This is a genomic window from Promicromonospora aerolata, assembly GCF_042682255.1.
Taxonomy (GTDB): domain Bacteria; phylum Actinomycetota; class Actinomycetes; order Actinomycetales; family Cellulomonadaceae; genus Promicromonospora; species Promicromonospora aerolata.
This window is the reverse complement of sequence record NZ_JBHUHF010000001.1, coordinates 4,590,387-4,605,502: the sequence shown is the minus strand read 5'-3', so window position 1 is coordinate 4,605,502 and position 15,116 is coordinate 4,590,387. Positions and strand designations below refer to the sequence as shown.

Below are 15,116 nucleotides of genomic sequence, written 5' to 3'. Positions count from 1 at the left end.
TAGAACCACACGCGCACCCGTGTTCGGGGCGCGCGGAACCGGCCGACACCCTGGATGGGGTGGTGTCGACGGGATCTGGTGGTCTACGTCCGGGAGATTCCCAGCGCGTGCAGTGAGGGCGCGGTGGTCACGGCCGCACCCGGCGGCGTCGGCGAACCCTGGTACGCCAGGTCGGGAACGCGCCACTGCTGGGCGAGTACCGGGACCCCGGCCAGATCAGGGAAGGGCGACAGCGTCCTGTCGTACCGGGCGGTCGCCGTGCGCTCTTCCGAGCAGTGGTTCGGGTCCTCGCCATGATGCCCGTGGTCCGGCTCGGCGACCAGGTCCGCGGTGCCGACCGCGGCAGGGGTCGCATGGTGCCCGGCCGCGGCATCCCCGTGTGCGCTGCCGTGACCGCCGTCCAGGTGGATGCCGCACAGGATCTGCACGCCCAGCACGGTGAGCACCACCGACACGACCGCAAGGATGCTCGCGAACCCTCGCCGAGGATCGGCGAGCTGCGAGCGGGCGGTACGGGTCAGGTTCATAGCGTGCCCAAGAGTAACGGAATGGACACGGTGCTGGGCAACACCGAGCCGTGGTGCCGCCACGCTGCGCCTCGGTCCAGGACAGGTTTCGACGCCGTCGAACTCCCGGCCGTGGCCTTCCACGGCTGGTCAGAAGGCGAGGATCAACACTGTCGTGCCGTAGGCCAGCACCAGACCGACACCTTCGAACCCGACCCTCGCCGGACCACGGTTCTGCCGGACGAGGAGCCCGGCGAGGACGATGACGGTCATCAGCATGCTCGCGACGGTGAGGAAGAGCGAGTCCGGTGTCGCCGCGTGGTAGATCGATCCGCCGGCGTAGAACAGGTCGCCGATCGCGACGTTGAGCACGTCCAGCGTGTTCCCGCCGAGGATCGCGGCGATGGCGAGGGTCAGGGCCTTGCGACGCACCGCGGCGATGGCCGTCACCGTCTCGGGCAAGGCGTTGACGACACCCATCAGGACGGCTCCCACGAACCCCTCGCTCAGGGCCGTCTCCGTCACGATCTGGTCGGCGGCCCACGCGATGACGGCGCCTCCCGCGCCGACCACCGCGCCGATCGCGGCGAACTCGGCCCAGAGACCACGCAGGCGCCGCCCGGGAGCTGTCTGCTCCTCCGTGGCGTCCTCGCGGGTCTGCTCGGTCCGGACGGCGCGCCACATGGGTCGAGCGGCCGAGCGCCGCATGAGCACCAGGCCTGCGCCGTAGACGGCGACGATCACCAGGGTGGCCGGGTGCACCGGGCCGAGCAGGACCTCGGGGACGAAGCTGCCCATGAGCGTGAGCGCCAGCAACGCCATGAGCAGGCACCCGAAGAGCATGTTCGGCAAGGATGCGGCCGCGTGCTCGAGGTTGGACCCGCGGTAGAAGAGGTCGGCGACGGCGATCGCGAACGTCTGCGCGGCGACGCCGCCGATCGCGTTGGAGTACGCGAGCTCGGCGTTGTCGCCCGCGGCGGAGACGGCAGTCATGACGATTCCGCTGAGCGAGGTGAAGACGCCGAAGAAGACCGCGCCGAAGATCGCCTCACCCCACCCGGTCCGGTCGGCGAGGACATCACCGAGCCCGGCGAGCCGGATGCTGCCCAGGACGGTGACGACAGCGGCGCCGGCGAAGACGAGGGCCGCGAGCAGGAGGGGAGTCATCCGGTCATTCCCCGGCCGAGCGCGCACCACGCACGGGCCGTCCGTGGCACGCCCTCGTGGGTCGACGACGGTGCCACGCCGGCGCGCGGTCCGGGCTCGCAACCATCCATCGACACTAACGCGAGACGTTCGACGGCCGCCGTGCTGCCAGGCTGACCCAGGCCGACACACCTCGGGCCGCACGAAAAACCCTCGCGAGGCGGTGGCGACAGGATGTTGGATCGGCGCATGACGGTCATCATCAGCCGGCCCGGGATCGACGATCCTGACCATGATCGTCGGCGTGCTCGCCGAGTGGCAGAACGACGCGGCGCCGGTGCAGCTGCACCCCGGGGACGTGGGCTGGTACTGGAGGTTCGGCGCTCAGGAGACCGCTGCCGCCGTCCGGACCTGGACCAGGGACGGCCGGGTGCTCGCCGTCGGACTGCTGGATGGCGACAGACTGCTCCGGCTCACGACCGCGCCCGATGTACGCAGGGACGAGGAGCTGGGGCGGCAGCTGGCCGCGGACCTGACGACACCGGAGCGCGGGGTGCTCCCCGGCGGCGCGGTGAACGTCGAGGCTCCGGCCGACGCCCTGGTGAACGAGCTGCTCGCGGACGAGGGGTGGGGCACTGACGCGCCGTTCGCGCCCTTGCTGCGCGACCTTGCCGAGCCGGTAGAGGCGACCGGCGTCCGGGTCGAGGTGGCCGGCCCCGACCGGGTGAGCGAGCGGACCGCTGTGCAACGCGCATCGTGGGGGCGGTAACCGTGTGGTCGGCCGGTCCCGGCCGACCCGGGCTCATCGAACCGCTGGGAGTGCACCCGGACCACCGCGGCCACGGTTACGGCAGCGTGATCACGCTCGCCGGCGCGGCGGCCCTCCGCGAGCTGGGGTCGTCGAACGCCCTCGTCATCACCAGCTCCCTCGTGGCCGCCGCGGCTACCTACCGGTCCGCCGGCTTCGAGCTGCTCCCCGAGCGCTACGACCGACGTCGAGAGGGGTGACGGTCGCCCGCACGACCGCGACCGAGCCTTGTCGACGTCGCCACCGAACTGGCGCTTCGCATGCAGAACCAGATCAAGCGGGTGCCCCATGCCGAAAGCCCGAGCGACATGTCTGCCTATCCCCCACAGCGCGCCCGCCACGCCCGTCGCTCCGACAACCATCACGACGATTCGGAAGAGCGGGCTAAACAGTGAGGTCCTCTCACCGCATTCGGCGCTGGGCGAGAAACCCAACTGACCTAAATGACACCCTGCCCTTCGCCTATGGTGCATGAAACATCGAGGCACACGATGTCGTATACACCATGCTCGTCGAAGGCGATTCGAAGATGCCGGAGATCACCAGGAGAAACTATTGGACGTGCCATTCGACTAAGGACGCCAAAGGAAACAAAGCTGGATACGAGCTGCGATTCCATGCACTCGATTAGCCCAAATTCCAGCTCGTCACCGTCAGGGTACGGTAGCCCAATTTCGAAATCATAGAAATGAAAGTCGAGCACTCGGTCGAAGGTGACCGTAGCACGATCCCACCTGCCGTCTACCGTAGGTGAAACCGCGAAGCGCATCGTTACGTGCGATCGCTCGGCAACAGCATCAAGTGATACTTGCGGAAACTCTGCAAACGTCGTACGCAGTCCGTCGAACGGTATCCGGTACATATGCCCTCCCAGCGCTAGTCTACGGGATGTTGACGATCTCCATGATCGTCCGATTACCTGGTGACGGCGTGATTGCAATGCTCGTCCAGGGCAACTGACCCCCGACGACCGTAATTTCTCAGATTCGGGAAGGAGTTTGCTCGACGGTGAAACGATAGAGATGTTCGTGGGCCGCTGGCCGGCCATGATTAGAGTTGTGAGACTACGGTTGTTCACCCGTCACGAGATCGTCACCGTGCCGGAAGGCCTCGATTGGCAAGCCATCTGCAGTGAATGGCCTGCCGTTAGACTGAACGCCAGCAATGAGATCATCAGCGACGGATCGAGTGGTTCTCCGGCTGAAGATCCCTTGCAGCGAGAACTTCGGCCCGACCCGCGCCTGGCCGAACAAGACCCGACGCGACACGGCGCCGGCGACTGGGCGTGCAACCGCAGTGGCAGCAGGCTTGGCCACTGCCCCCGCGCCCTCTCCGATCGCTGGGATTGCGCTGACGGCACTAGCCGCAAGGTTTATAGCGGTCTTGATACCGCCCTCGACAACACCCTCGCTGGCAAAGATGTGTGTATTCCTCGCCACAGTCATCTGCTGATTGAGAGCCATAGCGGTGGGATTGGGGGCCACTTCGGCCGCGAGACGCCGACCGAGCCTTGTCAACGTACCGAACTGGAGTTTCGCATGCAGAATCAGATCAAGCGGGAGCGCTTGCCGAAGGACCGAGCGATATGTCTCCCTGTCCCCCACAGTGACCCGCCACGCCCGTCGATTCGACAACTATAAAAGTAATTCGGAAGAACGGGGCTGAATAGTGAACGCTCAAACCGGCCCAAAATTTTCGACCGCAATCAATGAGCTTGTCATCACCATGCCCATCCAAGCCCTCCCCACAGGCCGCCCAACAGGTCTTCACTAGCACTCTGGCCCGCTCTGGCGCCAATCCAGCCGCCGCCAAAGGCTCCGACCGAAGCACCGATGGGTGTGAGAGCTCCTCCACTCACACTCCCGGCGGCAGACCCCACGACAAGAGCGCCAGCAGTCGCGACAAGCTTCCATGCCCGCCTGCAGGAGGATGAGACCCACCATTCCATCCACGGCTGTAGTACTGGGAACGGAATGTGGCGAGAAAACCTCAGCGGACGAGGGATCGAGGATCGCCACAGGAAGTTCGCGGCTACGCGGGTTTCCAACCTGCAATCACCTCAGGCCGAGCATCGAGTCTGAGCTCCCCATTTGGCATATAGGCAACAACGAAAGCCTCCAACTTCGTGCCGACAATTGGGAAGTAGGTCGGCGCAACCTGTCCGTCGCGACCTGGCAGCAATACAAAGTCAATGAACGCCTGCACACCGGCCGGCGGTGCGGTGACTTCAACATCCACACCAAATCGGCCTCGATGCGCCAATACCCGACATTCAACGATCGTTCCGTGTGCAAGTTCCGGTATTACCGGACGTTCAGGAGCCACCTGAGATATGACAATCCTCGTTCTCCTTCGCGGCGAAATCCCGCAGTCGCACTTCCCACCAAGTGGAGCCCAAACGAGGCGACCGACCCTACGCAGGATCGCAGAAAAACCTGCAGACCCGACGGGATGAACGCCTCTCCATGGAACCGTCAATCGTTGCTAAGGAGCAGGCCGCGCCGACGTTCAAGCGCGGCTCGGGTTCCATCCCACCCGCCTTTACACCCCCAACGCCGCACCCGCACTTCCGGTCTCCCGCAACGACGCGCAAGACCCGAGCGGAAGATCAACTTTGACACCGCCCTTGGATACACCGGCGCCGGGATTGGCATCGCGGTGCCGATCAAAGGCCATAACCTCGCGCTCGATAACGTCTCTCGCAAGGCGATGATCAACGCCCTGCGCGCCCCGGTCGAACGCGCCAACGCGCTACTCAAGGCGACCTGGCCCACACTCCCCCGAGTCCAGCTCGCCCCCTGGCGCATCACCGAGTTCACCGCAGCTGCTCTCGTACTGCTTCACCTTCAACGACCAGTCACTCAATGAGGCGAGAAAACCTCACTTTTTGTGCTACCCCCATTTAGCCGATCTCCTTTAGCACACGATCCAGTTTCCTGTATGCCCGATCGAACCAAGAATCATCTAGGGTGACGGCAAATCTAGGAACCACGAACGGGTAAGTCACGCTATGGGCGGACACCCAGTAATCAACCTCGCGCGTGTCGTCGCTTGGCACAAATTCAAGTGACAGCCCACGTTCACCCATTCTCCATCCGGCAGCCTGGCCGAGATCGAGACTGTCGAGCACAGCCTGCCACGCAAGTACATCTTCCTCATCGGCCCAGATGGAGTCCTTCGCACGAATAAACCCATTGCGCATCTGGAATTCACCATGGAATTGCTGAAAGGATCCGCTGCTACCACGATCCGCGGAATGAAACGATAGTTCCGCGACGAAACTATCCGGACCTGGCAAACTCGCCAAGGTCAACTTGTCCATTGACTCACCATCCCGAGCACGGGTTTTCTGGTGCGGCCCAACTGTCGGTGTTGGGCACCCAGAGCTGGCAACTATACCCGCTCGACGTGCTCATGGCCATGGTAACCCCATAGGGGCGAACCTCGTTGCCCCTATAATGCGGAATCGAAGAGTAGAACACGACCTCATTCATCCCGAGGCGCTTGTTTGCCTCTTTTTCCATCCGACGCATCCCCCAATACGAGTTCTGATTGGCCTCCGCTGCCATCGGAACAATGTTTGGCAGATCAGCTGTCCCTCCAAGTTCGCGCGCAATCAGGTGCGAGCGATTGTCACCGGGCTGGAACCCGGCCGGTTCGGAAGGCTTGCGGAGATCGGTCTTAAATACATGAGGCGGATTGAGGCACGCAAGCGCACCGGTCGCGCGGTAGTCATCATCAAGATCGCCATAGTAATAGGTCGAGCCTTGATACTTACCGCCGAAGCACCCCCGAGCTTCCTGCTCGGTATCGACCTTCCATGACTTTGCCTGCGCCGCGCTCCCTGACGTACTGAGCACCATCGAAAGCCCTATACTAAGTTTGCCAAATGGTGTGCGGATCGGTGATTTTCTGTTGCTGGCAGAAACGCTCTGAGACCGATCTTGCGGCGGCTTGACGGTGCCCGGGGACACCACAGCGCTTCTATCGGCGAGCATTACACCGCCTCGATTCGGTTGCGGCGACCCTCCTAACGCAAGTGCCGTGTCCCGCAAATCACCGTCGATATGTCCGTCAAGCTCTATGCGGTTAATGGGGTTGCCACCAGTGAAGGCGTACCGGTTGCCCGTGTACGGGTCGGATCCGAGGCTCATGTTGGCCAGCGACCCGTTGTACATGTCGCGGGTGGTGAACCGGTTCAATCCGGGCGCGTAGTCGCGGAACCCCATGTCGTAGGTGCCGGATCCGGTGTCCCAGCGCTTGGAGTTGTACCGGTAAGCGTTGTATGGCTCTGTGTCCTCCGGCGCACCGGCCTCGGGCTTGTCGATCCCGGTGTACTCCGTCTCATCGGCGCTCCCGTACGCGGTGTACCCATAGGTCGCGACCGTGGTGCCGGTGTCGTCCGTCAGGGTCTCGACGTCGGTGTGCGAGTTGTATCCGTAGTACGCGCTCTCCCCTGCCTCGACACCGGCCTCTGGGTCGGCCTGGTGGGTGATCTGGGAGAGCCGCTGCCCCCACGGGGAGTACTGGTACGACTTGGTCAGCTGCCCGGCAACCTCCTCACCCAGGACCTCGCTGGACAAGCCGAGGTAGGTGTAGTCAGTGGTCTCCCCGCCGGCTGTCTTGGATGCCGTTCGGTCCAGCGGGTCGTACGCGTACGTCGTCGACTCCAGCGCCCCGGCGTCGTTGATCTTCTCGGACTTGGCGATGTGGTCGAACCCGTCATACGTCGTCCGGGAGATCGTCTGCCCGGCTGAGACCACCGATGTCTTCCGACCGAACGGGTCATACCGGTAGGACGCCGTAGCCCCGTCAGCTGTGGCGGTCAGGAGCCGGTTGCGGTCGTACGAGTACGTCGTCGCCGTCCCACCCACGTCCTGGGAGATGACGTTGGCGTTGTCGTCGTGCACGTACGTTTCGGTCTTGGCCCCGTTGCCCGTCTTCACGGACTCCGCGAGCCGGTCGACCGGGTCGTACGTGTACGTCGTGGTCGACTCGAGGTACGCCCCGGCAACATCGGCGTTTGCCTTGGAGGCGACATCGGTGTGCTTGTTCCCGTTGTCGTCGTACGTATACGTGTGCGAGGAGACCAGGGCTCCGCCGGCCTTCTCTTCACGCAGCGACTTGAGGGCACCGTCGAGGAAGTACCCGTTGGTGACGACGTTCCCGTTCGCCTTCGTCTCCGTCGCTCGACGTCCGAGGTTGTCGTACGTGTACCCGGTGACCTTCGCCCCCGCGGTGTCGTTCAGGTCGTCCACGCTCACGGACGTGAGCAGGTGCCGCGGATCCTGGTACTCATACGTCGAGGCCTGGTCCGGGTGGTCGACCGTGACCGGCTGCCCCAGCACGTCGTACCCGTAGTTGGTCGTCGTCGCACCCTCCACCCCGGTCAACGACTCCGTGACGCTCTCGACCTGGTTCAGGCCGGTGTAGGTGACCTGGTAGTCATCTGCCCGGGCACCCGAGCTCGTGTCGTTGATCCCGGTCAGGTTCCCGTTGATGTCGTAGGAGTAGGCGAACGCCTTGGCTTCGGTGTCGGTGTCGGCGGCGTTGTCCCGCACCAACCGCACGGAGTCAGCCACGACGACACCGGTAGAAGACGGCGCCAGCTTCACCGTGACCGGGTCCCCCTTGCGGAGCTCGACCCGCCCCATGTCGGACCACCCGCCGGCACCCGCCGACTGATCCACCACGTAGGCCGGCTCGGTCACCTCACCGCCCTGACCGTCACCATCCTCACCGTGCGTCAGCTCGAACTTCGCATCGGTGGCCGCCCCGGCGACCTGCGGGTAGGTCACCGCGACCGCATACGTCCCGTCCGCCGGGACATCCAGGGTCCAGGTGAACTCATCCGTGCTCGACGCCGCCGCCGCATGCGTGCGGTGGTTCGTGCCCTGCTCACCCGCGGCCGACCCGGTCGCCCAGGTCCCGGTCGCTTCGGCCAGCCCGGCGGTGTCGTTGTCCGTGACCACCGAGTGCGAACCGACCGGCACACCGTCATCCGACTTGGTCTCCAGCTTCCCGTCCGGGAAGTACGACCAGGACATCGTCCGGTTCGCCGACCCGTCCGCCGACGTCAGAGTCCGGGCCGTCTGCGCACCCAGATCGTCATACTCGTACGTCGTGGAGATGTCCCACACATCCGCGGACTTCTTGATCCACCCGTTGTCGAAGTACTCGGTGACCGACTCGTTGCGCGCCGTCTGTCCCTCCGACGGCGGCATCGACGTCTTCACCACCCGGCCGGCGGCGTCGTACGTCGTCTCGGTGAAGACATTCGCGTCGTTGTAGCGGGTATCCGCCGGGTCATAGGGCTGGAAGGACCGCACTGGCCGGTTCAGCGCGTCGTACTCCGTCCGGGACGCGAAGTCGTCCGGGTCCGCGGTCGCCACACCCCGCGGCGTGACCACCCGGGTCGTGTTACCGACCTCGTCGTACTCCACCTTCGTCGTGCGGTACTGCACCACCCCGTCGACAGACTCGTGCGGGGACTTGGTCTCGACCTGCGCCCCACGCTCGTCATAGGTGACGTGCGACGTGTTGCCGTCCGGGTCCGTCGAGGACACCGCCAGGCCGTCCGCGTCATACGCGGTCGAGCTCGTGTTGCCCGCGGCGTCCGTGCCCGAGACGGGCCGGTGGTTCAGGTCGTACTCGGTCGTGGACGTGAAGTCGTCGGGGTCCGCCGACGCGTTCTTCTTCGGGTCCACCGTCTTGACCAGGTTGCCGACCTCGTCATAGGTGTAGCTGATGACGTCACCGTCAGCGTTGGTCACCGACGTCTGCTGATAGATCGCGTCATATGCGTACGACGTCGTGTAGTCGTCCGGGACCGTCGTGGTCGCGACACCCTTCGGCTCGGTGGTCTTGAGCAGGTTGCCGACCGTGTCGTACTCGTACTGCGAGATACGGTCCGGGCCGGTCTCGGTGTCCTTCGGCATCGTGGACTTGATGACCTGGTCGGCCTGGTCGTACGTCGCCGTGGACACCGCACCGTTCGGCGCGGTCGAGACGGTCACGTTGTCGTTCGCGTCATACACCGGAGCCGGCGTCGTGATCGTCTCGTCCGCCGACTTCCGGGTCGTGCCCGCCAGCGGCCGCCCGAACACGTCGTACGCCTGCGTCACCAGACCATCCAACGGGTCCTCGACCTGGGTCACCAGGCCACGCCCGTCGTTCGAGTACGTGGTCCGCGAGACGTTACCCAACGCGTCCTCGGTGACCTCCGGGTACCCCACGGCGGTGTACCCGCGGTACTGCGTGACGTTCTCGTTCGCGTCCGTCGCCGTCAGCAGCTGCCCGTACTGGTCGTACGTGTACGACGTCGTGTAGTCCCCCGCCGTGGCCGTCGCGATGCCCTTGCCGTCCGTGACGGTCAGCAGGTTGCCCTTGGGGTCGTACGTGAACTGGTTCTTCCGGCCCTCGGGCGACGTGGTCCGCGCGATCTGCGCGACGTGCCCGTTCTCCCAGGTCTGGTACTCCATGACCTGCGCACCGGCCGGCGCCAGCTCAGCGGTCTCCCCAGACACACACTCCGACGCGGCAGGCGCACCACCCTGGGCTGCGTTCTGCTCGGCGTCACGCTGCCAGAGGGGGTACCCGGTCTTCGGGTCGTAGCAGTACGCCGTGACCGCGCCGTTCGCCTCGGTCAGCGTCCGGACGTTGTTGTCCCCGTCCCACGTCAGCGAGACCGTCTCGTCCTTCGCGTTCGTCACCGACCGGGGCCGCCCGAAGTCGTCCGAGACGTACGTCGTCGCGTGCCCCTCGGCATCCGTGACGCTCGTGTTCCACCAGTCATCGTTCGTCGCGTGCGGCACGTAGTCGAACGTGGTGTCCCCACCGAGTCGGTCGGTGATGGTCTGCACCGACCAGTGGTCCTTCGGGTCATCTCCCTCGGCCGGGTAGTAGTACCCGATCCGCGTGGTGTTGCCCCGCGGGTCGGTCACCGCCGTCAGCTTCGCGTTCTTGTTGCCCTGGTCGGCGTCGTACGTGAACCTGAAGTGCTTCGCGATCGACTCACCGGCGTCATCGGTGGCGCCGGCGCCGTCGATCATCCGGCCCATCAGGCCCTTGTCGGTGTAGTAGAACTCGACGGTTCGACCGGAGACGTCGGTCATGGACCGCACGTGGTCGTAGATCTTGGAGTTGGTCAGCTTGCCCGACCCGTCGACCAGGTTTCCCGTGGTCTCGTCCACGTACCGCCAGTCGGTCTGCCCCTTGTCCCAGTAGTCGACCGTGAGGGTCTGCCGGCCCGTGGGGTCAGTGATGTACTGCAGGAACTTGCGGGGCTGGTTGTTCGACTGCTGTGACGTGTAGGTGAACTGCTGCGTGTTGCCGTTCTTGTCGATCACCTGGTTCAGATATCCGTCGCAGCCGAACACGAACGTCGTGCCGTCGGGACGCAGCATCTGCCAGGCGTCCGCGACGTAGTCCTGGTTGCCGGGGCAGGTCACATCGGCGGCGCTCTGCGTCAGCCGGTAGTTCACGCCCGCCGGGGCGTCCCACTCGCCCGTCGTCTCGTTCAGCCGGAACACGTGGGTGGTGCCGTCGCCGTCCGGCAGCATGATCTCCCGCGGACCATTGTTCGGGTGGAACTCCAGCGGCGCACCGAGCCGGATCGGCCCGGACACCTGCGCGGACCAGCCGAACCCGGACACCGTGTCGGAGGTGTCCTGCGAGTTGTACGAGAACCGCGCGAACGTCGACAACCCGCGGCCCGGGTTGCTGAACGCGTCATAGGACCACACGGCGTTACCGGCAGCCACGTTGTTCATCAGGGTGCCACCCGCACCCGTGTTCTTCCCCGCGTAGGTGTAGAAGCTCTCCAGACCCAGCTGGTCCGACGTCGGGTCCTCGACCGCGACGTTCTGCTTCAGCTTCCCCGCCGGCAGTGCCGCGATGCCGGCCTCGGCCAGGGTGCTCTCCTCGGTCTGCTCGCCTGCCTCACCGGTCGCTGTGGCGTCCAGCCCCTGGGCCGACGCCGCCGCCTGCGCCGACTGGTCGCCCTTTGTCTCCGCGTCCTGCCGAGCGGTCTTCTCCTGCGTGGGCGACGCCGTGTTGGCGATCTCCCACGACAACGAGTAGTCCGAGCGCAGGTTTCCGTCACTGACGGGCGGAGCGACGACGGTCGCCGTCATCTCGGCCAGCGCGCCGGGGACCAGGTCCTGCGGGAGCGCCGTCGTCGACGATTGCGAGCCTGGGGCCACGGAACCGTCCGGCAGGGTCCAGGACGCGACGAGCTCCTGACCACCGGTGGTCCACGTGGTCTGCGTCGTGTTGGACACCGTGACCGGCACCTGATAGCTGACGCCCGGCTGCATCCGCTCGGGGGTGTCCGGCGCGTAGAACGTGTCCTCCGGCGCCGTGCTGAGGTACGTCACGGACAAGCGCGGACCGGAGCGTTCCAGGCCACCGTTGTCCTCGGCCTCCGCCGAGGCGAACAGGGACCGGTCCTGAGAGGCGTCCTCGTCCTCCATCCGCACGATCAGGGACCTGTTCCAGGACGGGTTGTTCACGAACGCCTGAGTGACCGCTTTCGCGTCCCAGGACAACCGGTCAGGCCCCTCCCCGACGTCCGAGACCGTCGACTGGACGGCGGAGGTGTGCGTGCCCCCCGGGTTCCACGTCCCGGGACCGGACCCGTCCGGATCGTTCCACGTCGCGAGCGTCTCGTCGAAGTCGACCGTCGCGCGACGTAGCTGATAGTCGCCCTCGGTCGGGTAAACCATGCTGCCGTCCGCGTTCGTACGGGTGGTCTCCGTGGTCTCCTGCCACATCCGCAGGAACGCCTCGGTCACCACCGCGTTATCAGGGATCTCCCACGCCGCGTCGTCCCACTCCATGACCGTGCGCGTGACGCCATAGCGTTCCGATGCGTTACCGACCAGGTCCCAGTGCTGGGTCGTGATGTCCTGCACCGTGTCCCAGTTCTGGTTCGGCTCCCCACTGGCCAGCGACGTATCTCCCGAAGCGACCAGCACCTTGGTCGTGTGCCCCGCCTTGGGCAATCGCACGATCTGCGTCGAGGACGGGACGATGCTGCCGTCCCGGCGCTTGACCGCAACCTGGTAGTAGTACAACCCGCCCACCCCGGACGAGTCGGCCGGCGTCGGCACCGCCGTCGTGTCCACGAACTGTGTGGTGCCGGGGTCCACCGGCGCGATCAACGTCGAGGCCGACGGCGTGAACGTCTGCGAGACCGACCGGTGCACCTGGTACTCCACCAGGTCGTCCCGCAGGTACGAGGACGGATCCTTGTACGACGACCAGGACAGCTCCGCACCGTTGGCGTGAATCGTGTCCGGAATATCCATCACCACGCCCGGCTGCCCATAGGTCACCGTCAGGCGCGGCATGTTGCGCGTCTCCCCGCCGTACACGTTCTCGCCGGCCTCGTACCGCGGACCGCCCAGCGGCCCGTTGACGCTCTCGTCAGTGGCACGGATCATGAACCCGTTGTTCGCCAACGACCCGGCAGCCCACTTCTTCACCGTCTGGGTCACGTCGTAGTCGTGCCACTTGCCGATCTGCCCCGACGTGCGGATCGCCGTACCGCCCTTGATCAGGCGGATCGCGTCCGCGAGCACCACGCGGTCGGTCTGCACGTCCGCGTCGGTCACCGCGACCCGCGCACCCGGGTTCAGGGTGTGCGACTGCACCACCGACCACACCCCACCCGACGTCGGGGTGCCACGCTGCATGTTGACCTTGTAGGTGCGCGTGCTCCCGCCCGGGAACGTCACCTGCAGCTTCGCCGCCCTCGCCCGGTCCACCCCCGGCACGTGCGCCACTCGGATCTGCCAGACGCCACCCTCCGGCAGGTTCGGTGTCACCCCGAACTCGTCCGTCGTGCCGTCACCGTTCCCGTACGAGAACTGGTAGGTGCGCCCGTATGCGTACTGCGTCAACGACGTGTTGCCCGACGCCGGCCAGTCACCCGAGAACTCCGCATCCGCGTGCGTGTTGTCGAACGTGCGCTGGAACCCGGCGATCCCGCCCTGCAACCCGTTCGCGTTCGACCAGTTCGTCGTGCGCGACTCCCACGCACCCGTGACCTCCCGCACCTCCAGCGGCACCTTGGTCGCCCAGTCCGTGTGCGCCTGGTCGAAATAGAGCTCCAGATCGGCATCCGTCACCGTGGAGCCGGCCGGGACCACGTCGTGCAGCTGCGGGAACTCCAGCATCGACCGCGCCAGACCACCCCCGGTACGGCCGACGGACAGGCGGCTGCTCGTGTAGTACTCCGTGGTCGGCGCCTCCGACAGGATCATCGTGTCCTTCGAGAAGTTCCCCGTCGGCGAGATGATGATCGTCGGGTCCACCGTCACCGGCCACACCCGCGCCTCAGCCATGAGCCAGTCCAGGTCAGGCGTCACGGTCAGCGTCCACGCGCCCTGGCCCGACCGCTCCAGCTCGTAGGCAACGTCCCGGGACACGGCAGCGCCCTGGTCGTCCGGCGCGGACAGCTTGCCGCCCTCAGTGGTCTCGGCCTCGCGGGAGTCCCACATCACGCCCGCCGGGATCGACACCGCAGGCTCCGGCTCGAGCTCCCCGTAGAACCCGATCGAGCCGTCCTTCTCGAGGCGCGGCGTCAGGCCATCGAGGTCGGACAGCGTGAACACGTACTCCAGTGGTCCGGCGTCCTCGGCCGGAGCCTCGGAGAGGGTGATCGACTCCTTGACCCGTCCCGGCAGCACCTCGTACGACAGGTCCGCGCCGTCCAACGCAGCCACGTCCTGGTGGGTCACCGTGGCACCGTCGACCCGCGGGGAGGACAGCTCACCGTTCGCGGCGTCGGGCAGGCCCACCGTCACGCCACGACCCGCGGCGTCCTCCACCCGGACCACCCGGTCCGACCGCTGACCGAACCAGGACCGTGCGGTGTTGGCGACGCTCGCGTGCGACCAGCCCCGCGACGAAGCAGCCTTGCCGGCCTTCGCCGGGAGATTCTTCGCACCCGCGGCGGCCACCGCCTTGCCCGTCGGCGCGACGGTCGTGTCGATCTCGACCAGACCGTCCTGGGCAGTCTCGTAGAACAGCGGCTCGCCGGCCATCTCGACCTGCCGCTGACCGTCGTCCAGCAGGAACGTCCTGGTGTTCGCGGTGCGCTGCCCCTTCAGCTCCCGCACCCGCTCGCCAGGCTCAGCCGGTGTGGCCACCTCCGGAACCACCGGATTCGACTCGGGCGACAGCTCGCGGTCCTCCGGGATCGGATCAGCCTCCGGCGCGTCATCGCCACCGAACAGGTCCGTGAACCAGTTACCGCCCTCGCCCTCCCGCTCAGCAGGCGGGGCGGCTGCCTCAGCGGCCGCCGCACGATCCGCCTCCGACAACCCGTCCTCCGTCGCCGCGAGAGCGGGCCCGGCAGGAACCAGATAGACCCCCAGCAGCGCCGCGGCAGTGACCACGACGGTCATCGCCCGGGCCCACAAGCGCATGGAGGGTCCACTCGCCGTCCCGAACAGGGCTCTCCACTCGAACCCGGTCTTGACCGCAGAACCAGACGACCGACGCGCACCCATCAGACAGGCCTCCCGACCAGTACAGATACAGAGCAGGCACTGATGCGAACGACCCCGAGATCAGGGGAACGGTCAGGACCCAGTCAAGCCATAGCCATGACAACAACAACAACCAGGAGACTCACAGCAAACGGACGA

At 65.9% G+C, this 15,116-nt stretch carries 7 protein-coding genes; 3 read left to right on the top strand and 4 right to left on the bottom strand.

Annotation, left to right across the window (positions count from 1 at the left end; genetic code table 11):
• Window positions 1-83: 83 nt before the first annotated feature.
• On the bottom strand, window positions 84-527 hold the full coding sequence (locus ACFSL2_RS20580) for a hypothetical protein (protein WP_377199621.1): 444 nt from the start codon (window positions 525-527) through the stop codon (window positions 84-86).
• A gap of 129 nt (window positions 528-656) precedes the next feature.
• Window positions 657-1,673, bottom strand: coding sequence for a sodium:calcium antiporter (locus tag ACFSL2_RS20575; protein WP_377199620.1), 1,017 nt, complete (start codon window positions 1,671-1,673; stop codon window positions 657-659).
• A 271-nt stretch (window positions 1,674-1,944) separates the two neighbouring features.
• Here ACFSL2_RS20575 and ACFSL2_RS20570 point away from each other — a divergent pair, with 271 nt between their 5' ends.
• Genes ACFSL2_RS20570 through ACFSL2_RS20560 form a run of 3 tightly spaced genes read left to right on the top strand, consistent with a single transcriptional unit; the run spans window position 1,945 to window position 2,855 of the window.
• Entirely contained in the window at window positions 1,945-2,421 is a 477-nt protein-coding gene (locus ACFSL2_RS20570) for a hypothetical protein (RefSeq protein ID WP_377199619.1), read from the top strand.
• Window positions 2,409-2,660: a GNAT family N-acetyltransferase gene (locus ACFSL2_RS20565; RefSeq protein ID WP_377199618.1), complete on the top strand. Its 252-nt coding sequence runs from the start codon at window positions 2,409-2,411 to the stop codon at window positions 2,658-2,660. Before ACFSL2_RS20570 ends, ACFSL2_RS20565 begins: the two co-directional genes overlap by 13 nt.
• 60 nt (window positions 2,661-2,720) lie before the next feature.
• Window positions 2,721-2,855, top strand: a complete 135-nt coding sequence (locus ACFSL2_RS20560; RefSeq protein WP_377199617.1) for a hypothetical protein — start codon at window positions 2,721-2,723, stop codon at window positions 2,853-2,855.
• A gap of 2,507 nt (window positions 2,856-5,362) precedes the next feature.
• Here ACFSL2_RS20560 and ACFSL2_RS20555 read toward each other — a convergent pair.
• Both ACFSL2_RS20555 and ACFSL2_RS20550 read right to left on the bottom strand, forming a co-directional pair.
• Complete coding sequence (locus ACFSL2_RS20555; protein WP_377199616.1) at window positions 5,363-5,782, bottom strand: DUF5959 family protein; 420 nt, start codon at window positions 5,780-5,782, stop codon at window positions 5,363-5,365.
• 4 nt (window positions 5,783-5,786) lie between these two features.
• Window positions 5,787-14,894 (bottom strand): golvesin C-terminal-like domain-containing protein, encoded by a 9,108-nt coding sequence (locus tag ACFSL2_RS20550; protein ID WP_377199615.1) that lies wholly within the window; start codon window positions 14,892-14,894, stop codon window positions 5,787-5,789.
• Between the last annotated feature and the right edge of the window lie 222 nt (window positions 14,895-15,116).